14 protein-coding genes and 8 pseudogenes are annotated in these 21,545 nt (G+C 57.7%); 13 read left to right on the top strand and 9 right to left on the bottom strand.

Annotation, left to right across the window (positions count from 1 at the left end; translation table 11 throughout):
* Nucleotides 1-42 precede the first annotated feature (42 nt).
* From QA648_RS34680 to QA648_RS34660, 5 genes and pseudogenes are all read left to right on the top strand, one after another.
* Nucleotides 43-939 carry a LysR family transcriptional regulator gene (locus QA648_RS34680; RefSeq protein WP_283054896.1) on the top strand — a complete coding sequence of 299 codons (897 nt, stop codon included), beginning with the start codon at nucleotides 43-45 and terminating at the stop codon, nucleotides 937-939.
* 414 nt (nucleotides 940-1,353) lie between these two features.
* A pseudogene (locus tag QA648_RS34675) lies at nucleotides 1,354-2,105 on the top strand (IS6 family transposase).
* Between the two features lie 607 nt (nucleotides 2,106-2,712).
* Entirely contained in the window at nucleotides 2,713-3,405 is a 693-nt protein-coding gene (locus tag QA648_RS34670; RefSeq protein WP_283054895.1) for a sugar transferase, read from the top strand.
* A 129-nt stretch (nucleotides 3,406-3,534) separates the two neighbouring features.
* Nucleotides 3,535-3,933 (top strand): annotated as a pseudogene (locus QA648_RS34665) (DDE-type integrase/transposase/recombinase); the annotation flags it as partial.
* A gap of 52 nt (nucleotides 3,934-3,985) precedes the next feature.
* A pseudogene (locus tag QA648_RS34660) lies at nucleotides 3,986-5,352 on the top strand (prolyl oligopeptidase family serine peptidase); the annotation flags it as partial.
* Nucleotides 5,353-5,573: 221 nt separating this feature from the next.
* On the opposite strand, the gene QA648_RS34655 reads toward QA648_RS34660, so the two are convergent.
* The 3 genes from QA648_RS34655 to QA648_RS34645 form a co-directional block, all read right to left on the bottom strand.
* Nucleotides 5,574-6,029: a hypothetical protein gene (locus tag QA648_RS34655; RefSeq protein ID WP_283054894.1), complete on the bottom strand. Its 456-nt coding sequence runs from the start codon at nucleotides 6,027-6,029 to the stop codon at nucleotides 5,574-5,576.
* A 32-nt stretch (nucleotides 6,030-6,061) separates the two neighbouring features.
* Nucleotides 6,062-7,441 (bottom strand): tyrosinase family protein, encoded by a 1,380-nt coding sequence (locus QA648_RS34650; RefSeq protein WP_283054893.1) that lies wholly within the window; start codon nucleotides 7,439-7,441, stop codon nucleotides 6,062-6,064.
* Between the two features lie 241 nt (nucleotides 7,442-7,682).
* Nucleotides 7,683-8,870 carry an IS701 family transposase gene (locus tag QA648_RS34645; RefSeq protein WP_283052815.1) on the bottom strand — a complete coding sequence of 396 codons (1,188 nt, stop codon included), beginning with the start codon at nucleotides 8,868-8,870 and terminating at the stop codon, nucleotides 7,683-7,685.
* A 593-nt stretch (nucleotides 8,871-9,463) separates the two neighbouring features.
* Here QA648_RS34645 and QA648_RS34640 point away from each other — a divergent pair.
* Together QA648_RS34640 and QA648_RS37115 are read left to right on the top strand one after the other, a co-directional pair.
* Nucleotides 9,464-9,760, top strand: coding sequence for a hypothetical protein (locus QA648_RS34640; protein WP_283054892.1), 297 nt, complete (start codon nucleotides 9,464-9,466; stop codon nucleotides 9,758-9,760).
* A gap of 659 nt (nucleotides 9,761-10,419) precedes the next feature.
* A pseudogene (locus QA648_RS37115) lies at nucleotides 10,420-11,487 on the top strand (methyl-accepting chemotaxis protein); the annotation flags it as partial.
* 99 nt (nucleotides 11,488-11,586) lie between these two features.
* On the opposite strand, the gene QA648_RS34630 reads toward QA648_RS37115, so the two are convergent.
* From QA648_RS34630 to QA648_RS34605, 6 genes and pseudogenes are all read right to left on the bottom strand, one after another.
* A complete protein-coding gene (locus QA648_RS34630; RefSeq protein ID WP_283054933.1) occupies nucleotides 11,587-11,916 on the bottom strand; it encodes a group II intron maturase-specific domain-containing protein in 330 nt (109 codons plus the stop codon).
* A 108-nt stretch (nucleotides 11,917-12,024) separates the two neighbouring features.
* Nucleotides 12,025-12,773, bottom strand: a pseudogene (locus QA648_RS34625) (IS6 family transposase).
* A gap of 219 nt (nucleotides 12,774-12,992) precedes the next feature.
* Nucleotides 12,993-14,468: a lipopolysaccharide biosynthesis protein gene (locus QA648_RS34620; RefSeq protein ID WP_283054890.1), complete on the bottom strand. Its 1,476-nt coding sequence runs from the start codon at nucleotides 14,466-14,468 to the stop codon at nucleotides 12,993-12,995.
* The gene (locus QA648_RS34615) at nucleotides 14,461-15,642 is read right to left on the bottom strand and encodes a glycosyltransferase (RefSeq protein ID WP_283054889.1); all 1,182 of its coding nucleotides are present in this window, start codon (nucleotides 15,640-15,642) and stop codon (nucleotides 14,461-14,463) included. The genes QA648_RS34620 and QA648_RS34615 overlap by 8 nt, the downstream gene beginning before the upstream one ends.
* Nucleotides 15,643-15,756: 114 nt before the next feature.
* Nucleotides 15,757-16,830 carry a glycosyltransferase gene (locus tag QA648_RS34610; protein ID WP_283054932.1) on the bottom strand — a complete coding sequence of 358 codons (1,074 nt, stop codon included), beginning with the start codon at nucleotides 16,828-16,830 and terminating at the stop codon, nucleotides 15,757-15,759.
* A 219-nt stretch (nucleotides 16,831-17,049) separates the two neighbouring features.
* A complete protein-coding gene (locus tag QA648_RS34605) occupies nucleotides 17,050-17,469 on the bottom strand; it encodes a MucR family transcriptional regulator (RefSeq protein WP_283054888.1) in 420 nt (139 codons plus the stop codon).
* Nucleotides 17,470-17,994: 525 nt separating this feature from the next.
* On the opposite strand from QA648_RS34605, the pseudogene QA648_RS34600 reads away from it, so the two are divergent.
* The 6 genes and pseudogenes from QA648_RS34600 to QA648_RS34575 all read left to right on the top strand — a co-directional run.
* Nucleotides 17,995-18,120 (top strand): annotated as a pseudogene (locus QA648_RS34600) (prevent-host-death protein); the annotation flags it as partial.
* Nucleotides 18,117-18,494, top strand: coding sequence for a type II toxin-antitoxin system VapC family toxin (locus tag QA648_RS34595; protein ID WP_283054887.1), 378 nt, complete (start codon nucleotides 18,117-18,119; stop codon nucleotides 18,492-18,494). The pseudogene QA648_RS34600 and the gene QA648_RS34595, both read left to right, overlap by 4 nt.
* 11 nt (nucleotides 18,495-18,505) lie before the next feature.
* Nucleotides 18,506-18,753, top strand: a pseudogene (locus QA648_RS34590) (prevent-host-death family protein).
* Nucleotides 18,750-19,907: a tyrosine-type recombinase/integrase gene (locus QA648_RS34585; RefSeq protein WP_283054886.1), complete on the top strand. Its 1,158-nt coding sequence runs from the start codon at nucleotides 18,750-18,752 to the stop codon at nucleotides 19,905-19,907. Before QA648_RS34590 ends, QA648_RS34585 begins: the two are co-directional and overlap by 4 nt.
* Before the next feature lie 356 nt (nucleotides 19,908-20,263).
* Nucleotides 20,264-21,079 carry a calcium-binding protein gene (locus tag QA648_RS34580; RefSeq protein WP_283054885.1) on the top strand — a complete coding sequence of 272 codons (816 nt, stop codon included), beginning with the start codon at nucleotides 20,264-20,266 and terminating at the stop codon, nucleotides 21,077-21,079.
* Nucleotides 21,080-21,286: 207 nt separating this feature from the next.
* A pseudogene (locus tag QA648_RS34575) lies at nucleotides 21,287-21,430 on the top strand (ATPase); the annotation flags it as partial.
* Nucleotides 21,431-21,545 lie beyond the last annotated feature (115 nt).

Below are 21,545 nucleotides of genomic sequence, written 5' to 3'. Positions count from 1 at the left end.
AGATGGATTTTCGATGATATCCATCTTGATTTGAGATAGACCATGATTGGCGCGATCACCCTTGATCAGTTGCGGATTCTGGTAACCGTCGATGAGACAGGCAGCTTCTCAGCAGCTGGCCGCAAATTGCGGCGCGTTCAATCTGCCGTCAGCCATGCGATCCAGACCTTGGAAACCGCCCATGGCGTCGAGTTGTTCGACCGTACCTCCAGGACGCCCAGACTGACGGAGGCAGGACGTGTTTTGGTGAACCAGGCGCGCCAAGTGTTGCGCCAGACCGAACTGTTCGAACGCACCGCAAAGGCGATATCAGCTGGACTGGAGCCGCAGTTAGGATTTGCCATCGACAGCATGGTGCCCACAGAGCCGATAACGCGCAGTCTCAAAGGGTTACAGACAGAATTCCCGGATTTGACGGTTTCGCTTTTTACCGAAGGCCCCTGGTCGACAGAGCAGCGGTTGCGTGACGGAACCGTGACGCTGGCCATCGGCACGATTACTCCTGTGACAGCTCAAAGCCTGAGGGCATATCCCCTTACGTCAATCCAATTGGTTCCGGTCGTCGCCCCGGATCATCCCCTCGCGCAGGTAGACGGACCGGTCACACGAGACCAGCTGTCACAGCACGTGCAATTGATTTTGACGGACCCAACGCAGTCCGGCGGCCAAAGCTTTGGTGTCGTCAGTCCAAAGGTGTGGCGATTCATCGATATCGCGCGACGGCTTGAATTCATTCTTGCCGGCTTTGGATGGGGCAACATGCCCTCCCATCTTGTTGAACGATACCTGATAGATGGAGGGCTCAAACAGCTAGCTGTTGATGATCCCTCCGTTACGCCGACGGCATTGGCCATCTATGCAATTCATAGAAGGGATAATCCACCCGGTATCGCCACCACCTGGCTACTGAACAACTTGCTTGAACAAAACTGGCGATGAAATATCTGGCAAGGTTCGCACATAGCGGCGAGCGCCGTTTCTGCATCGAAGAAGGCGCGTCTCGGTCACGATGGACGTGCCTGTCGATCGAGTAACCGGGAGTTGGCCGGTCTTGATCTGCTGTAACGGCAGACCGGGGTAAACCTTAGGACGCGGGATTTTCTTGGCGCTTCGGCCTGTCGTTGAGTCGGGATTCAGCAATTCCACGAAGGAAATCCGCTCGGGTCACCGCCGACTGCAACAAGGCAATGCCCATGCCGGCTTCGACCAATCCCAAAACGGATGGGATCTCCGGCGCCTTATGGCGAACATCCGGAACGAAACCGTAAAAACCTCACGCCGCGACGAATCGTCCAGTTCGCGATGCACCCGATCCTGTTTCTCAACGAACGATTTCACAGCCCGCTGCCGGCGATGTCACGTTGTCTGCAGCTTAACGGTTGGCGGATAATTGGGCGAGGATGAGCTCGACGACGATCAGTTACAAGAACCACCGCTTTCCGCCGCAGATCATCGCCCATGCGGTGTGGCTGTATTTCCGGTTTCCGTTGAGCCTGCGGTTGGTCGAGGAAATGCTGTTGGAGCGAGGCATTGTCGTATCTTACGAAACGATCCGGCGATGGGGCCGTAAATTCGGGGCGGCTTATGCCAAGCAGTTGCGCAGAAAGAAGCCGTCGCGGAAAGATATCTGGTATTTGGACGAGGTGGCGATTTCCATCGGCGGCCGGAAACATTGGCTTTGGCGTGCCGTTGACCAGGACGGCTACGTTCTCGACGAGATCGTCCAGGCCCGCCGCGATACCAAGGCAGCCAAGCGATTGCTGGTCAGGCTGCTGAAGAAGCAGGGCCTGTCGCCGAAGCGCATCGTCAGCGACAAACTGCGCTCATACGGAGCAGCAAGGCGGGATGTAATGCCCGGCGTCGAACATCGATCACACAAGGGCCTGAACAATCGCGCGGAGAATTCTCACGTGCCGCTTCGAAAACGAGAGCGGATGATGCAGGGCTTCCGTTCCGTCGGCGGCTTGCAACATTACATCTCGGTCTTCTCAGCAATCAGAAATCTCTTCGTGCCGCCACATCAGAAACGCTCAGCCCTGGCCACCCACATTCATCGCATCCGCGCAATGGCGCATTGGAAAGTCGTGGCCGGCGCAACTGCGTAAATTCATCGGCAAACGTCTCGTCGGGGATTAAGCGAACAACGTGACATCGCCTTCGTGACAATTAATCTTTGGACCAGACGATATTGGCGAGCGACGGAGTGCTGTAGATCAGCGCTCGGCATCGAGCAGAACGAAACAATGACTAACCGCAGGGTCGGGGTATCAAGCCATCACTCTTAGCAACCTACCCGCATGGGTAGGTCAAATGCGCAGGCATCTGGTATACGCTCCAAAATCGGTTGCACTCAAACGCTCGAGCCAGCGAACGGACGCCCGAAGCGCGACAGGCAACGTTCGCGGGGAAGCCGGACGAACTGGATGGGGGCATCCGGCTTTTTCTTATGCTATAGATGCGAGCTTTCGGGAGGTTGTCCATTCGGAGTGGATTTAAGGATGATGTCCCGAGAGGTGGTGTAGCTCGATAGCGGTGGTCATCGGCTTTTTCCGGTAGGGTTGGGTTGTTCAAGCACAACCGGATGGAAAGACCACCGATGACCAATGACATGATGGACCTGCACAATGGTCAATACCCGCAGGGTCAATTGTCAAGCTTGAGGGCAACTGGCAGCTTTGTGAAACGGTTCGGCAATGTCGAGAGGTTCAAGAGATGCTGTCGGCTTTTGATGGCTATGCTCATGATGAGCAACCGCTTCGTGATTTGAAACAGACAGCAAGGCGCAGCCGCGCCAAGCGTAGCGTCGATATACTACTTTCGGCCGTAGGCCTGCTGTTTCTCGCCCCGGCGCTTCTTGTAATCGCCATCGCGCTGCTATTGGTCGATGGCCGCCCCATCATCTACCGCCATACCCGCGTCGGCCGAGAGGGCCGCCCGTTCCAATGCTTGAAGTTCCGTTCCATGCGCAAGGATGCAGACAAGCGCCTGGCTGAGTTGCTGGAGCGGGAGCCGGAACGGAAGAGGGAATGGCTGGCCACGCAGAAGCTGATGAACGATCCGCGCGTCCACTGGCTTGGCAAATATCTGCGCATGAGCAGCGCCGATGAACTGCCCCAGCTTCTCAACGTACTGCGTGGCGAGATGAGCTTGGTCGGGCCACGCCCGGTGGTGGCCGCAGAACTCGATCGCTACGGATCGCAATTGTACTGCTACCTGGCACTACAGCCCGGCATCGCCGGCCTATGGCAGGTCAACCGCTGCGCCGACACCTCCTATGAGGAGCGGGTACAGTTCGATGTCGACTACTACCATGCATGCTCATTCTGGACGGACGTCGCCATTCTCTGGAAGACCGTCGGCGTCGTGCTGCTTGCCCGCAATGAAAAGGAACGACTCACCAAATGAAGAAGATGGCGACCGCAGCCCAGACAGCGAGACAAAACAATATCAGCAGCCAACGAAGCACGAATTTCCGGCGCGGAAAGCGCCGGCGCCCGGCTGCCGTGCGATCGGGATCGACGTCCTTCATAACCTGTTCTCGACGAGATCGTCCAGGCCCGCCGCGATACCAAGGCAGCCAAGCGATTGCTGGTCAGGCTGCTGAAGAAGCAGGGCCTGTCGCCGAAGCGCATCGTCAGCGACAAACTGCGCTCATACGGAGCAGCAAGGCGGGATGTAATGCCCGGCGTCGAACATCGATCACACAAGGGCCTGAACAATCGCGCGGAGAATTCTCACGTGCCGCTTCGAAAACGAGAGCGGATGATGCAGGGCTTCCGTTCCGTCGGCGGCTTGCAACATTACATCTCGGTCTTCTCAGCAATCAGAAATCTCTTCGTGCCGCCACATCAGAAACGCTCAGCCCTGGCCACCCACATTCATCGCATCGGCGCAATGGCGCATTGGAAAGTCGTGACCGGCGCAACTGCGTAAATTCATCGGCAAACGTCTCGTCGGGGATTAAGCGAACAACGTGACATCGCCGCTCTATCGTCTGATCGAAGTGGACGCCGCCACCGGCCGCGCGCGATCGCTGATCGACGAGGTGAGCAGGACCTTCGTCGATTACCAATCACTGAGGAGGGACCAGTCGTGGACCGGGAAAACCTACCGTTATGATGTCGATGACGGCAAGGAGATCATCTGGGCGTCGGAACGTGACGGGCACGAACATCTATATCTATTTGATGGCAGGACCGGCGCGCTCAAGAATCAAATTACCCATGGCGATTGGGTGGTGCGGGCGGTCGACTACGTCGATCCGATCCAGCATCAGATTTGGTTCGAAGCAAGCGGTATGAACCCGGAGGAGGATCCCTATTTCGTGCACGCCTATCGCATCGGCTTCGATGGCAAGGGGCTAACCGCGCTTACACCTGATCCGGCCAACCACCACATCGAATTCTCGCCCAGCGGCCGCTACTATGTCGACCTCGCGTCGCGCGTCGATTTGCCGCCGCGCTTGGTGCTTTACCGTACCAAAGACAATACCAAACTGAAGGATGTCGAGACGGCGGAAACCTCCGAGCTCATCGCCGCCGGCTGGCAACCGCCGATCAGCTTTCATGCCAAAGGGCGGGATGGTAAGACTGATATCTGGGGCGTCATTCATCTGCCAGCCAGCTTCGATCCGAAGAAAAGATATCCAGTGGTGGAGCACATCTATGCCGGCCCGCAGGGCTCGTTTGTCCCGAAATCGTTCCGGGCGGTGACTGAGCCGCTCACGCAACTAGGTTTCATTGTCGTGCAGATCGATGGCATGGGCACTAACAACCGCTCGCGCGCCTTTCATGACGTAATCTGGAAAAACCTGAAGGAGGCGGGCTTCCAGATCGCATCCTCTGGCACAAGGCGGCGGCCGCGGAGTTTCCGTGGTATGACATCTCCAATGTCGGAATTTTCGGTGGGTCCGCCGGGGGGCAAAATGCAGTGGGCGCGCTGCTCTTCCACCCAGAGTTCTACAAGGTCGCGGTCGCCAACAGCGGTTGCTATGACAATCGCATGGACAAAATCTGGTGGAACGAACAATGGATGGGTTGGCCGCTCGGAATCGAATATTCGCAGTCATCCGACATAGACAATGCCTACAAACTACGCGGCAAACTGATGCTGGTCGTCGGCGAAATGGATAAAAATGTCGATCCGTCCTCCACTTTTCAGCTTGCTCATCAGTTAATCAAGGCGGGAAAAGAATTCGAGATGGTCTATGTGCCTGGTGCGGATCATGGTGCGCCCGGCACTTTTACTAACCGCAAACTGCTGGACTTTTTCGTTCGCAACATTCTCCGCCGGAACCCGCCCAACTGGAACGCCGTACCGGTGGAACTGCCGAAGGAGAAATCGAGCGGGTGATGCTTCGTCGTTTGACAGATGCATGATTGCGGCCCTTCCAGCCCTGCGGGCAAGGACGACACGCCGCGATTAGCTCGGCGGCGGGATGAAACACGGTTTAGATATCCGTCGTCGGTACGCTGCCTCCATCGCATCCGCCTAGCGATCCGGGTTTGCGGCGGGCCCATGGCAATTATTCCGGTAAGGCTTTTGCGCGGTCGTTTCTAGTCGCGGACGCTAATCTATTCGATGCTCGCGTCGCTGATAGTGATGCTGGCGCCCGCACCGCCGCCTGTTTGAGGCTCCAGCCGGATAATGGCGGTCTCTGGCTGACGGCAGGACGGGTCATCGGGCAAGGGAAAACCAAATCGTTGAGGCTTTGTCCCGTCCGATACCGAAAACGCCTTATTCGGAAAAATGCCAAACCGACCAATTTCACGGACGTCACTGCCGCAGCGAAGCGAAACGACCGTCGTAACTGGTCCTGCTGTCGATGGTTCATAGCCGGTGACAGTAACGACAAGCCGCGCACTGGCATCAGCCGATGCGTGGGCTGCTCTGCCCGAGATGGCTATTGTCACTGGCTTGCTGACAGTTGCCCGCACGTCGCTCTCGTTGGCTTGAACCGGGCTGACGATGCGCAGCACCGATAATGCTACCGCAAAAATAGCGATGGGCAGCCAACGATGATAGCGCATCGATATCTCCACAACTCAGCCCGGCCCGAATGTTAGGCGGACACTATGGCTATTTCTAGTTTCGCCGGTTCCACGACGCCGGGTTTGCCCGCTCCCGCTCCAACGGGAATGAGCTGCAGGTCGATGGCCTCGCCATCCGTTTGCCCCCTTCCGCCGTAAACCCGCTGGATCGCGTCCGTGAGATCGAGGACGAAGGATGGTTTGGGATGATGGTCGCCGCCATGACCGAGAACGGCGAAAGAACCAACATAATGGGGATCGGTGACGGGCGTATCGGCATTGAGGTCGTTCTTGCCAAGAAACACCCGAACGCTGGTCGTGCTGGCACTGGTGATCTCGACATCGCGCAGGAATGCCAACACACGGGGAGCGGAGGCCGCCTGCTCCTGTGCCGCGCCGAAGTCCATTGTTTCCATGCCGGATGGCAGAGGCGGTTGGCGGACGATCTCCTGCAATGCGCCCGCCGGGATCTTGATCGGCAGCGAAAGCGGCGCGTTTTCCGTTGCCGCCTTGCTGTTGTCCGTGGAGGTGGTCGTCACGCCGGCGATTGCAGCATTGGTCGCCGTCGCCGCGATCACGGACGTGAGTTTATCATTCAGGGCCAGCGTTTTGGCGCTCGCCGCCGCAACCTTGAAGTAGTTTCGGAAACCATAAGTGTATCCGAGTTCCTCTGGAACATAAAGGTCGGAGACCTTTGGGGACCAGAAGTTGCCGTCGACATCGTAGAAATTGTCGGTGAACGGCATGTCGGCCCAGAGCCGATCCGTGCTGTTGGCGTTGCGCAAATTCCAAGTCGCCCAGATGCGATCGATGTTGCAATGATGCATGAAGAAGATCGGATCGCGTGGCGACGACCACATCGGCATCCAGCCGCCGATATTGTTGTGCACTTGATTGTGCGGGTTGGATTCCAATGTCCCCTGGGTGCCGCTGCTGGTTATGACCCAAGAAGGATCGAGCGAATTCTGCCCCTCGGGGCGGGTGGTGCCGAAGACCTCGTATGGCGTCGCCGCCAGGATGGTGTTGAGAACCCCCTGTCCGACGATGTCGTCCGGCATCGGTAACGTGACCGGCCAGGTGCGCGAAGGCACGTAAAGAGGATTGTCCTTGCCGTCGGGCGTCTTTTGCATTGTGAACACTTCGGGCAGGTATGGATTGGCGGTCCAGTCCCAGAACGCCATGGCGAAGTCGTTGTTCTTGGTCACGTGCCGGACGATGCGCTCGTACATGGCCGTATAGGCCCTGTGCCATGGCAGGAAATACCAGTTGCCATGTGGGCAGTATTTGACGCCGGCATCGCTGCCGTGGATTTCCGAGAGTTTGACCCAGTTGAATTTGTCTCTGGCGGGCAGGGCCTTGAGAAGGCGCACTGCGTCGCGATAGGTCTCGATGATCGGGTCGTTCCAGGCCAAGCCGTGCAGTGAGCGCCGCCATGGGATCGACGGTATCTGCGCAAAAGCTTTTGTCCCTGCTAGTACTACAGTTGTAAATGACCTCGTTTTCTATAGTGGGCGAGCATGGCCTGCGCCTGATGGTTTCGTCGCCAGAGAGACCAGGCGAGAATGAATCCCCGCTTTGCGGGCTTTCGCATGATCAGCCGAGCGATGAGCGTGCGGATTTCGGCGACGGTGGGGATGAGCCTGATCTTGCGCGTCAGGCAGCGATTTTCGGATTTGGACTCGTTTCGTTCGGTTTGCCGCAGGCCGAACGGCGTAGATCGGCGCCGAGCTTGGCGAGGAAGGCCGCGGCCGCCATGACGAGCGTCATGTGGCGATGCCAGCCATGCCAGGAGCGCGCCTCGCAATGGTCAAGGCCGAGATCGTCCTTGGCGCGCTGGAAGCATTCCTCGATCGTCCAGCGCAATCCTGCCGCGCCGGCCAGTTCCGCAAGCGTAGCCTCGGCGGGTGCAAAAACCAGATAGTAGCTGAGGGCGCGCGGATCCGTTCGGCTTTTGCGGATGAGGACATAGCGGGCATAGCCTTCCTCGACGACATAAGGCAGCGCAATCCGGGCCCAGTCGTAGAGACGCAATCCTTTGGCGCCTTCGCCGGCAGGACAAGCAGTCCAGGCCGCAACGGGCAGTTCCTCGGCCATCTCTTTCGGGTCCGTCTGCAGCAGCCCCTGATCGGTCAGCATTCGCAAGGTATGGTTGGAGCGCACCGCAAGCACATAAGGCTGTCGGCGCTCCTCGAGCATGCGGCGCGTCTGGTAATCGCCGCCATAGGCCGCATCGGCCAGAACCCAGGCGCACGGCACGCCGCGATCAAGCGCCTGTGCCAGCATGGCGCGCGCCATTGCTGGCTTGGTCAAGAATTCCGTCTCCTGTGGAATCCCGGCCGCCTTGCGCCGCGCCTGGTCTTTCGCCCACGCCTCCGGCAGATAGAGCCGTCGGTCGATCAGCGTCTGGCCAAAGCGGCTGGCATAGGCGACAAACACGCCGATCTGGCAGCTCTCGATCCGGCCGGCGGTGCCCGAATATTGCCGCGCCACCCCGACCGAATGGGTGCCTTTCTTCAAAAAACCGGTTTCGTCCACCACCAGCACGCCCGATCGATCGCCGAGCGCCTCCATGGCGTAATCGCAAACGATGTCACGCAACCGGTCCGCATCCCATTGCGAGCGCCCCAGCAGGGCCTGGATTCGCCACGGGCGCCCAAGGCCGGCCTGCTCGGAAAGAAGCCAGCCCGTCTTGCGCTCAATCCCCGATAAAAGCCCGTCGATAAATGCCCCGCAGCCCTCCCGCGCCTCAGAACGTCGGAACACCACGCCAAGACGCGCCTTCAGCACCGACAGTTCCCCTTCCCAGGAAATCCCCGAACCCGACCATTCCGAAACAGACATGCCGCAGCCCCTTCAAAAAACTCCTTGAAGAGAATCATGATTTGCTCCCATTTACAACTGTAGTATTAGATTGGAGGCCGTGCAGCAGGAACTCGCGTTTGGTACTTCTGAACGTAATGTTTCAGCGATAGCGATGAAATGGGGCCAGGTTTGTCGCTCGGTTCCAATATCTACTGCTTGATCGAACGAGCAGAGGTGACGTCGCCCGTTTGGCCACCGATCATGGCAAGCGGCCCATAAGAAGGCGACATTAACTCGACGAAATGTCGACATTAATTCAAATTTTACCTCGTTCATGCAGTGTTGCTGCACATGCTAGCCGAGGTTGCGATGACTCTCCGTAATATGCTGAAGCTTAATTTGACGATCAGCAGAAAGATCCCAGTGTTAATGGTTGGCGTTACCGTTTTCGCCTGTGGCATCATGGCAGGTTATGCGGCTCTGTCTTCGCTCTCGACAGCCCAGGAGTCTGATCGGAACGCATCTCGAATATATAGCCAGCACCAAGAAAAATATGCTGGTCGCAAAATTGGAAGCGTCCAGACTCAATAAAGGCTAGTTGGAAAATTGAGAGAAACGGCAGGTCAGCTCCGATGAATCTAGGCTTGGTTTGCCTGAATTTCGGCATCTGTTTGACGATCGTTCTTGGAGCGTTGGTCGCCCCACGGGGCAAGGAACTGCAGGTGATTACCAGCCCTTTTGTGTCCGAAGCCGACAGGCTGAGCATAATATCAGCTGCGAATGGCAGTTACGTATCGGCGGGTCGCTATGACTGGATCACAATCGCCTATTCAGACGATCCTGGCTTCCCGCTTCGGCTCTTAAAGGCCGGCGCATTACTGGTACTCAACAATGATGCCGAGGTCGGCTGTGGTAGGAAATTACAATGACATCGCTGGATAAGCTGCGCACTCTTGCCGCGAAAGGCATCGTGACCATTCTCTGGATCAACGTGGTATTGATCATCCTGCGGGAATTGATTGGCAATGAATCCCACGGATTTCTAATGACCATGGCGGCGGTGACGGTTACTGCTCCAGCGACATTGTGTTGGTATCGCGACCCCACAGGCGCCACGACCAGAATGATAACAGCGACAACCTTGGCAGCGACTACGGCTCTGCTGGTTTACAGCTTCCATGGTTCGCCGCTTCAGATCGACATTCATATGTACTTCTTCGCCTCCTTGGCAATCTGTGCCACTTGGATCGATTGGAAGGCCATTATAGCCTACGCAGCATTCGTTGCAGTCCACCACTTATTTTTGTACTTCATAGCGCCTTGGGCAGTATTCCCCACTGACTCGGACTTTTCCCGCGTCATACTTCATGCCGTAGTGCTCATTACGCAGGCGGCGGTCATGGTGCCGTTGACCCTTTCTCTTGCGCGAGCATTTGCCTCGGTGAAAGCCGCCATCGAACAGGCGCATGAGGCACAAACCACGGCAGAGGCCGCCACCCGACGAATTGAGGAAACCACCGCCGAGGCGCTTGAGCAGCGCAACGCACACGAAGAAGACCGTCGCCACGAGGCATCGGCCATTCAGAATGCCGTCGACCAACTTGCTACGGCATTGATGCGGCTGTCGGACGGGGACCTGACCTTGACCATCGAGTCCCCATTTATCTCAGCGTTGGAGAAGCTCCGGTTGGACTTCAACAAGGCGACGGCAAAACTTCGCACTACCATGCAAATGGTGGCCGGGAGTGCCAGTGCGATCACAGCGGGGGCCGAGCAGATTCGATCGGCGGCAGATGATCTCTCCAACAGAACCGAACAACAGGCTGCGTCTGTCGAGCAAACGGCGGCAGCGCTCGAAGAGATCACGACCACGGTTGCCGATTCCAGCCGGCGCGCCGAGGAGGCCGGACAACTTGTCCACAAGACCCGTGATCATGCAGAGCGATCTGGACGTGTTGTGCGCGACGCTGTTGATGCCATGGGCAAGATCGAGTCTTCCTCCTCCGAGATCAGCAGCATTATCGGTGTCATCGATGAAATTGCTTTCCAGACAAACTTGCTGGCTTTGAATGCGGGCGTGGAGGCGGCACGCGCAGGTGACGCCGGCAAGGGGTTTGCAGTCGTCGCACAAGAGGTCCGGGAACTTGCACAGCGGTCTGCGAAAGCCGCAAAGGAAATCAAGGATCTGATTAACGCATCCAACGCTCATGTGAAGAGCGGCGTAACCCTCGTTGCGGAAACCGGAAATGCTCTCCGAGAGATTGTGACCCAAGTACAGCAGGTAAGTGAGGATGTCGGCGCAATCGTCACCGGCTCGCAAGAGCAGTCAACAGGGTTGAAGGAGATTAATGCTGCCGTCAATGCCATGGATCAAGGCACACAGAAAAATGTAGCGATGGTCGAGGAATCGACGGCGGCTTCACACGGCCTTGCCAAGGAGGCCGAGAGCCTGATTCAACTCGTCCGACAATTTAATATTGGCGCTGCCACGAGTTCGCCAGAACCTCGTCGTTCTGTGCCGACGGCTGTGACCACTGTTACGCCTCGCGCAGGCCCCAAGGCAGCCAAATCCCCAATACTCCAGATGACTGCAAAGCTCGTAAACGCTTTTGACGCAAATGCGGCGGTAGCGCGGGACACCTGGGAAGAATTCTGAGGTTCCACAGGATTGATCGGGATAGGGGGACGCCTCACGGCGCCACCCCCTCCCACACCACCGGGCATACGGGTCACGTACCACGGCGGTTCGACCAGATTAAGCTTGGGCAGAGAGATGGAGTCGGGGAAGACCGAGTGACTCGAAGTAATGGTTGCGTAGGGCCTGTTGCACCGCGGGGTGTCCTGACATGCGCCAGAATCCCGTCGGCGAACCGGCGGCAATCGCAGCACGGAACTTTGGAACGCCACAACGGCGCAGTTCCTTAAAGCGGTTGTGACCGTTTCCCCATTGCCGCCAAAGATACATACGTAGTCTTCGGCGGATCCACGCTTCCAAGTTCGTAAGCACCCGCGGGGTCTGGCAGAAGCCGAAGTAGCCGCGCCATCCGATGAGGTATGGCTTCAGCTCTTTGATCAACTGCGGCAGGCTGATTCCCCGCGTCCGGCTTGTCAGGTCCCGGATCCGCGCCTTGAACTTGTCGAGGGCGATGTCACGTTGTTCGCTTAATCCCCGACGAGACGTTTGCCGATGAATTTACGCAGTTGCGCCGGTCACGACTTTCCAATGCGCCATTGCGCGGATGCGATGAATGTGGGTGGCCAGGGCTGAGCGTTTCTGATGTGGCGGCACGAAGAGTCTGATTGCTGAGAAGACCGAGATGTAATGTTGCAAGCCGCCGACGGAACGGAAGCCCTGCATCATCCGCTCTCGTTTTCGAAGCGGCACGTGAGAATTCTCCGCGCGATTGTTCAGGCCCTTGTGTGATCGATGTTCGACGCCGGGCATTACATCCCGCCTTGCTGCTCCGTATGAGCGCAGTTTGTCGCTGACGATGCGCTTCGGCGACAGGCCCTGCTTCTTCAGCAGCCTGACCAGCAATCGCTTGGCTGCCTTGGTATCGCGGCGGGCCTGGACGATCTCGTCGAGAACGTAGCCGTCCTGGTCAACGGCACGCCAAAGCCAATGTTTCCGGCCGCCGATGGAAATCGCCACCTCGTCCAAATACCAGATATCTTTCCGCGACGGCTTCTTTCTGCGCAACTGCTTGGCATAAGCCGCCCCGAATTTACGGCCCCATCGCCGGATCGTTTCGTAAGATACGACAATGCCTCGCTCCAACAGCATTTCCTCGACCAACCGCAGGCTCAACGGAAACCGGAAATACAGCCACACCGCATGGGCGATGATCTGCGGCGGAAAGCGGTGGTTCTTGTAACTGATCGTCGTCGAGCTCATCCTCGCCCAATTATCCGCCAACCGTTAAGCTGCAGACAACGTGACATCGCCGCCGATGGTGTTGATTATGGGATGGCCAGCCCTTCGGAGGGCATCGAGTATGATGGTACGCCATTGGGGGAAGAGGAGCCAATCCATAATCAACATCTTTACAACCATCGCTAATTACGGGGCATAAGCGCATGTCGCCCGCTACGCCGCTCGTGTCTTTCGTGCCGTGGTCGATCAGCTGTCTTCGCAATGTCCGCCATCGCTCCCATCGATGCTCATGTGGACGGCCTTCTGGCCTTCAAGAGATTTGACGCAAGTAACGAGAACACCTTTTGCGAAGAGGGTAGAAGCATCACAAGAATGAAAGCTGTACCGTAGTTCAGGACAAGCGAGGCGGCAATCGCGATGATGTCAGAGGAAAGCTGTCCATGTTGCATAAGGAAATAATAACCCAGCCATGCCAGCAGCGATGAAATCAAGAACAGCGCCTGCATTGATAGAAAATCCACGGCCGATATAGGGCCTATGCGCTGCAGGGTCATGGCAAGTACCGGTAGGTGAAGGATGTACCCTGTGATCGCATAAGCGGCGGCAACGCCGACGGCACCCCATTGCAGCCCGATTACAAAGGCGGCAACCGTCGTCAAGGAAGAATAGATGCCCCAATGGAACATCGCCTTCGTTTTTCCCTGGCAGATGAATATCCATCCAGTTGTGTTGTTCACGGGCTGAATGAGGCCGGCGATGCCAAGCCAGACGAAAATCGGAGCAACTGGAAGCCATTGCTGACCGAAAAGCAAGCCGACGACTGGCTCGGCGCTGCAGGTGACGGCAGCGATCCCCGGTATGGTGCAGGCGGCGAGTAGCCAGTTCGTCCGCACGTAGATCTGCCTGAACCGGACCTTGTCATCCTGTATCTGGCTCATAAGCGGGATCATGACCCTTGTCAGCGGCTGGGTGATGTTCTGCAGGGGAAAGAGCAGTAGCTTGTAGGCGCGATCGTAATAGCCAAGCTCGACCGCACCGGAATATTTGCCGATGAGAATGTTGTCGAGGTTGCGGGAGAAGAAATTGACAAGGTTGAACCCCGTGAGATTGGCTCCGAAGGAGATGATGTCGCCGTCGACGCGTAGGACCGGTTTACCTGGCAGCCAACGGGTTGTCCACCAGGCCGCCAGAAGCGTCACGGCCGCCGTGATGGCCGGCCCGATGGCCAGCGACCAATAGCCGAAGCCTTTCCAGGCGGCGAGAGCGGTCGCCAGGAATCCGGCAGCGGCGGAGATGACGTCATTGAACGCCAATTGCCCGAACTGAAGATGACGGTTCATGAGAGCCAGTGGGAGGGCGGCGAGGCTGCCGAGAAAGAGTGGCAGCGCTGTCGCGACCGTGATCGCCGTCATGCGCGGGTCGCCGTAGAAAGCCGCGACGATCGGGGCCGCAATCGTCAGGACCGCCGTGCAGCCGATGCCGATGAAGGTGCTGGCCCAGAAGACCTGATTGAGCTGGTGCTCGGAGATCTCCTTGCGTTGAACAACCGCCTGCTGCAGGCCGAGATTCTGGAATAGGCCGACAAAGGCGGCAATCGGGCTCACGGATGCGATCAGGCCGAAGTCCTCCGGTATCAGCAAGCGCGCGAGCACCAACACCGAAAGGAACTGGATGATGATCTTGAGAACCTGGGCTGCGGCGGTGACAAATCCGCCGCGCAATGCCACGGGGCTCATCGAATGTTTTGCGCGCTCGTCACACATGGCTCCTCGATCCTGCCAACTTCGTCACCATCGTTGCGAGCCGATCATTGAGAACATCGCTATTGTAATCCGCTTCAATTTTTCGCCGTGCGGCATCCGCGAGTTCATCACATAGGCGCGGATTTTCGATGATCCATGCAATCCTATCGGCAAGCGTGTCGACGTCTCCTTCCGCGGCCAGGAAGCCCGTCCTGCCGTCCTCGATCAATTCCGGTATGCCCGAATGATAGGAACTTACAACCGTCAGGCCGGAGGCCATGGCTTCCATAAGGGCGACCGGGATACCCTCAACGTCGCCGTTGCGGGCTGTCACGCTTGGCAGGACGAAGGCATGGGACCGCGACAGCCATTGCTTGACCTCGTGGTGGGCTCGGCTGCCGAGGAATGTCACCTGCCGCAGGAGGCCGAGCTCCCTGGCGAGATATTCGAGTTCTTTACGCAGAGGTCCGTCTCCGATGATCGTATAGTGCCAGTCGAAATCGCCATGGGAGGCGCGAAGTTTTGAAAGCGCGCGCAGGGCGAATTCGATGCCCTTCTTCTCGATGAGTCTGCACACGGAGATGAGCTGAAGCGTCGTGTCGTCGCGCCTGCACCGATCATAAGGAATCTGTTCCACATCGATGCCCATATGGTGCACTGCCGTATGTTCGCAAGGTGCCCCGCATTCGATCAGCATGTCACGGAAACGATGGTTGACGGTCAGATTGAGCGCCCCGAGCCTGAAGAGGTCGCGATACTGATCAAGGCCGTTTTCGCGAAAGGGCACGCCGACGTCGAACCCGTGGAAGATAGTCACGATAGGCGGCCTGATTTCGCATCGTTTCTTCAAGCGAGCCACCCGTGCCCCATTCTGGCCGAAATGAGCGATCACGGCGTCGAAGTCGTTGAGCCTGCGGACGGAGAACATGTCCAAGGCCGTTGACACCTTGTCCTTCAATGCATGCGGCAGCCGCTCGATCTGCGGCCTTAGCCCACCGATCTTGCCCCACCAGTCCCGGGCGTGCGGCATCAGGCTTGCCAACGGCTCTTTCCGGCGTTGCTCGCGATTAGTGCGGGCTATGCCATCGCAAACAATTCCAACCTGAAAGCCTCGCTCCACCATTCCGGCCATCTGGCTGATGACGAAAGTTTCCGACAAAATTGGAAACCGACCGACGACGAAACCGACACGCATGAATAGGCCTTTTGAATTCTATCGTTGCTCCGAGAGTAGGCGCATGGCGCAAAGCCGCTTATTGTGGTCCAAAGCGCTTCGGGACCCGGTGGTCTGGATTGGCGTATGAGCGCTTCATGGCGTTGAAACGCCAATTGTCGCGCTCGAAAGCACTTTCTTAAAGAGTTCGAATTGCACGGACGGTTGCATTTGGGGACGCTTGGAGAACTCGAGGGCCGCGGCGGAAAGCTGTCCATAAAATGCCTGATCACTCCACAATCGGCTGATTGCCTGCACCCAGTCGGCAAGGGGCGCATCGTAGTCGAGAACCATGCCGCCCCGGCCGATGGCCTCGGGAAGTCCGCCACGTTGCGAGCCCACCACGGGGATGCCGCTGCAATGAGCCTCCGAGGCGACGCGCCCCCAGGCCTCTTCCCACTTGCTGGGCGCAAGCAGGATCTTCGTTCGTCCATAAACGGTCTTCATGTCGCTTGTGCGGCCTTTCAGGTGAATGTTCTTGAAAGGCGCGATCGCTTTTTCGACCTGACTGCGATGCTCCGGAGTAAGCGTCCAGCTTTCGACGAAGAGAAATGGGATTTCCGGGCATTGCCCCGCAATACGCACGGCGAGTTCGAAGCCTTTTTCGTTGTAGGGATTGATGAAGGTCACATACTCGGCGCTGCTATTGGTTCCGTAGAGCAGGGGGTCGATCGTCGGCGGAATTACGACGGCGTCGATGCCGAATTTTTCCTTGTATGTCTTTGCGGTGAACTCTGAATTCCCAATGTAGCATGCGGCTTGTAGCTCCCGCAAATCGCCGGCAAGCTCATGGAACTCGATGTTTCGAAGATAAACGACAATTGGAATATTATGTGCCTGCAGCGCTTTTGCGATCGGGACCGATTTGTGACATTGCACGACGGCAACGTCGGGCTTCAGCTTCTCAACGGCGAACCCTGCGGCTTCCCATGGAAACCAGGCGCGGGCAACGGGGTAGCCGGCAAAGCTGTCAATCACTGCGGGCTGGCGAAGCAGTTTCATTTTGGCCCTTGCCTTAAAGCCGAACAGCCCGTCGCCGAATAACGCCGCGAGAACAGCCGGATGATCCCCGTGTAGGCGAAGCTGTTCGGCAAGGTGATGGGTGCTTGATTGAACACCTCCACAAAATTCCGGATAATAACCATTGCCAAAAGCGAAAAGAACATTCATTCGTGTTCTCCTTAAAGCAAATCCCGACGCGTTCCTTCGATATCTCCACGCGATTGCAGGACGAAGCACCCCTTGTGCAAGCCGATGGTGCCCGTCTATGAACTGGGGCGATGTATCACGCCCCAGGGGCCTGATCACTGACAAACATGAATTCCACGCAACGTCTGGTAACGACCGACAATACCGAATACTGGCGATCACCAGCAGCCATCACGAATCCTAGCTTCGGTGTTTACAAAGCCGTTCCGACGCCACCTGTTTACCAAAGCCAGCGTTCTTCGCGAGCTTCGATCTTGTCGCAGCATAGAGCGGAGCAACCATTGGATAATTTGCAGGGAGTCCCCACCGTCGACGGTACTGCTCCGGCGAAAGATCATATTTTGTCTTGAGGTGTCGCTTCAAGGACTTGAACTTTTTTCCATCCTCCAGACAGATAATGTAGCCATCCGTCACAGATTTATATATTGGCACCGCTGGCCCGTGTCCCCAGGATCGTTTCGATTGATCACATGAGGCGATGGCATTGCGAGTATTCACAATAAGCTGCGAGATGTCGGCCACTGGGACCGCGTTGCGCAGAATGTAGGCGGAGATGATCTTCGCAGTCAATTTAAGCGCGCGTTTCCTAGCGTTATCCATCCTGATCCTCGGCAAAGTTCCCTGTCCGTCCAACTGGGCGATTGCACACGCTCGTCACTGCTGCCACCTGGCGACCGTTTTTTTTACAGCCCCGTCCTTGAACAGGACAGCTGCCTGTGTAACGTGGACCGCTAATCTCCCTCAATTTTATTCACCCGCCACGGTCGCTTCAGCCCGGTCCTGTCTCGCCAAGCCGTGGCCTCGGTGGAGGGGTGTTCTTGCAACATGCTTTTACGCTCTCTATGCTGCGGTCATATAGAACACTCGACGATCGACCATGTTTGTGCCGTTTGAGGAAGAACCCAAAAAGAAAAAACCGAACGCGCCCTTGCAACGTCCGGCTTTTCCCGCGACTACCTACTCCGACAGGGCAACCGGTCGGGTAGCATGTCGCTAGTTGGGGCGTATGCACAAGAGCGAATATACCAGTCGCATTTCGCGTGCGCGAACTACCAAGTCAGGTAGTTACTAAACGCTACGGCCTGACACCCCGACCTGCGGTAGCCCGGCCGCACGCTTATCCTGCGCGGCTTACCCGACGATCTGTTCGACGATGTCGATGCCGAACAGGTGGCCATCGACGCCGGCGACTTTAACGACGATACCGGTGTCTGGCAGGGCAGCCGAGCCGACCGCGGGCCCAAGGCATGAAGGTGCTGCTCGATAGCCACGCCGTCTATTGGTGGACGATCGGCAGCGACCGCCTTTCCACAAAGGCGCGATCGCTGATCGAGGACAAGGCCAACACGGTCCTCGTCAGCGCCGTGTCCTTCTACGAACTCGACAACAAGATGCGCCTGAAGAAACTCGATCTGAAGCCGCAGGAATTGCGCGCCGCCGTTGCCGCCAGCGGCCTGCAGACGCTCGCCATCTCCGATCTGCACGCCGAACTGGCGGCAAGCTTCGACTGGGACCATCGTGATCCTTGGGACCGCATCCTCGCCGCTCAGACGCGGTTGGAACATTGCGCGCTCGTGTCGACCGATTTGGTGTTCGACGCTGTATTGCATGAGCGGGTTTGGTGAGAGCAATCGCGATGAAGATTTTTGGGGATATTCCGGAAGCTGCCGAACGATTTGAAGAGTTGATGGATCTTGCCCTGCGTCATGACGAGGTCTTCATCTGCCGAGCCGGGCAGCCTATCGCCGTGCTTACGGCGATGCCAAAGCCGGGCGAGGCACGATGGATGCGTTTTTGGCATTGGCAGCCGAAGGCCGCTCGACGATCGGTGATCAGACCTCGAACCACGATGAATTCTATGACGAAAACGGACGGCCGAAATGAGCGGCGCGTCGCCAACTTCGATCGAAAGGCGTGCTGAGGAACTCGACTCCCTCGATGCCATTCTTCCGTTCGATCGGCGCGACCACCTGGCAGCACTGCTCACCGAAGAAGACGTTGCCACATTAAAACATCTGGCCAAAGAGGGTATGGGCGACAACACGCTCAGGGCGCTCACCTCCGATCTTGGTTATCTCGAGGCCTGGGCCGCCCTCGCGACCGGCTCTCCCCTCCCCTGGCCTGCGCCGGAAAGCCTGCTGCTGAAATTCGTCGCCCATCACCTCTGGGATCCCGTCGAACGCGCCGACAATCCTGACCACGGCATGCCGGCTAAAGTCGACGTGGGATTGCGCGCCCAAAGGCTGTTGCGCGTCGACGGTCCGCATGCGCCGGATACGGTGCGTCGGCGCCTGACCTCCTGGTCGATCCTGACGCGCTGGCGCGGTCAGACGGGGGCGTTCTCCGCACCTTCGCTGAAGTCTGCCTTGCGGCTGGCGGTTCGGGCCGCGCCGCGGCAACGTCGCCGCAAGAGCAAAAAAGCCGTCACCGGCGATGTGTTGGCAAAGTTGCTTTCCACCTGTGCCGGCGATCGCCTGGTTGATCTCCGTGATCGGGCGCTATTGCTGACCGCCTTCGCCTCCGGCGGCCGCCGGCGCTCCGAAATCGCCAGCCTTCGGATCGAGGATCTCATCGATGAGGAGCCGGTGCGCCAGAACCCGGCCGATAAGGACTCCTCTCTCCTGCCCTGCCTCACCATCAATCTCGGCCGCACCAAGACGACGACCGCCGATGACGACGCCCACGTCGTGCTGATCGGCCGGCCAGTTATGGTACTGAAACAGTGGCTGACAGCAGCCAGGATCGACAGCGGACCGCTGTTCCGGCGCATCGATCAGTGGGGCAATATCGACCGGCGCGCGCTGACGCCGCAATCGGTCACTCTGATCCTCAAAGGCCGCTGCAAGCAGGCCGGCCTAGATCCTGAGGCGTTTTCGGCGCACGGATTACGCTCCGGCTATCTGACCGAGGCCGCCAACCGTGGCATTCCCTTACCCGAAGCGATGCAGCAATCGCTGCACAAGTCGGTAACGCAGGCAGCGAGCTATTACAACAACGCCGAGCGGAAGAATGGCCGGGCGGCACGGCTTGTCATCTGAACGCAGGTCTTGGCGGGCCGCAATTTTAATCACCGGTCTCAGGCACAGCCAAGGCGTTTGATGGCCCGCAAAGCTCGCCTTTTTACCGCTTCCGTTCGGCCCAACGAGACTGGTGATGCTGCTTCTGACATAAAGAGGCTGGCGGCTTGACACGCGCCGGAGAACGAATGCCCTGCCATCATACACTTGAGCACGATCTGGATGATTACCTCCAGAGTTCAGATCCAGTTGTGACGCACCGCACGTGTATGCATCCGTTTTGTCGATGTACTCTATTCAAACAATCAATTACCTCAGTTGGCCGATAAGGCATATGACTGAGGCTAGTGGGGCTTGTTTCACAAGGAGGATTGGCGATGGAAAAAACAATTCTGGGTGGCCCCGGTAGCAACAGTCTCTTTGGCAGCAATGGTGACGATATAATAGTCGATCCCACGGGAAATGACTGGATCGACGGCGGTTATGGCAACGACTCCATCTCGGCTGGTGAGGGCAATGACCGAGTCTTCGGTGGCGTGGGCAACGACCACGTCTTTGGCGACGAGGGCAACGACTACCTCTACGGCGACACTGGCCTCGACAACCCGCGCATCCTCGGTGCGGTCATCCTCGGTGCGGACAATGACAAGCTCTACGGCGGCCCCGGCGACGACGCCCTCTTCGCGGGCGACGGCAGGGATTTTCTGATCGGGGGTGCCGGCCACGACACCTTTGTGTTCCAGTTCCACAACCCGCAACCCGGGGTAGATCAAAACTACGGTCCAGGCTCGGACCACACCAGCATTGTGGATTTTGACCCAGCGCAGGATACTTTCACCTTCGACGCGGTGGGCCTTGGTAGCGATGGTCATGATGCGAATTTCGTCAATCACTCGGCGCCTGGCAATCAGGTGGACACGTTCTACAGCGGCCCCGCCAACGGCTCGCACGGCGAGCACGTCGTCGTGATCACCGATCACGGTTTCTCCGATGGTTCAGCCGCAGCCAGGGATATCTCCGGCGAGGCTGCAGGCGATATCGTTGCCTATTTTAATTACAACACCATGACGGCGGAGCTGGGTTATGTTACCTCCGACAACCATGTGGATGACTTCGCGCATTTGGCTAACGTGCAGAGTTTGCTCCACTTGGCCGGCCTGGGTCTGACCGCGTCCGATTTCTTGTTCTGCTAATCCGGAAAATCTTGGGGAACCGCGCCACGCCCTCTAGGAGGAACCGGTAGGGACCAATCCAGCCGATGCGAATTCCCCTGCCCTGCCTGGCAATCCAACTCGGTTGGACCAAGACGATGGCGGTGAATGCAATGGAAAATTCTGTGTGTCTTCTCGGGAAGACCTCGATGCCCCCGTTACATCACTAATCGCGCCGCGCGACGTTATATCATCCGACTGAACGAACTGCTAGACACCAGCCCGGCTGTCGCACTCATCGGCCCGCGTCAGGTCGGTAAAACGACATTGGAACTCTTGATAGCCGACCATCGTCCATCGATCTATCTCGACCTGGAGTCAGCTGTTGACCGAGACCTAAGCACATCCAGTGCGAGCAATCCATGCCCACGCATTCGCCTCTCGGGACAGGAGGATGTTCGCGCCGAGCATCATAGGGGCGTGTTCACCCAGGTTCGGTGGACCCATC

This window comes from Rhizobium sp. CB3171, assembly GCF_029714265.1.
Lineage (GTDB): Bacteria > Pseudomonadota > Alphaproteobacteria > Rhizobiales > Rhizobiaceae > Rhizobium.
The sequence above is the reverse complement of the archived record's forward strand: the minus strand, read 5'-3'. Positions and strand labels throughout refer to the sequence as shown.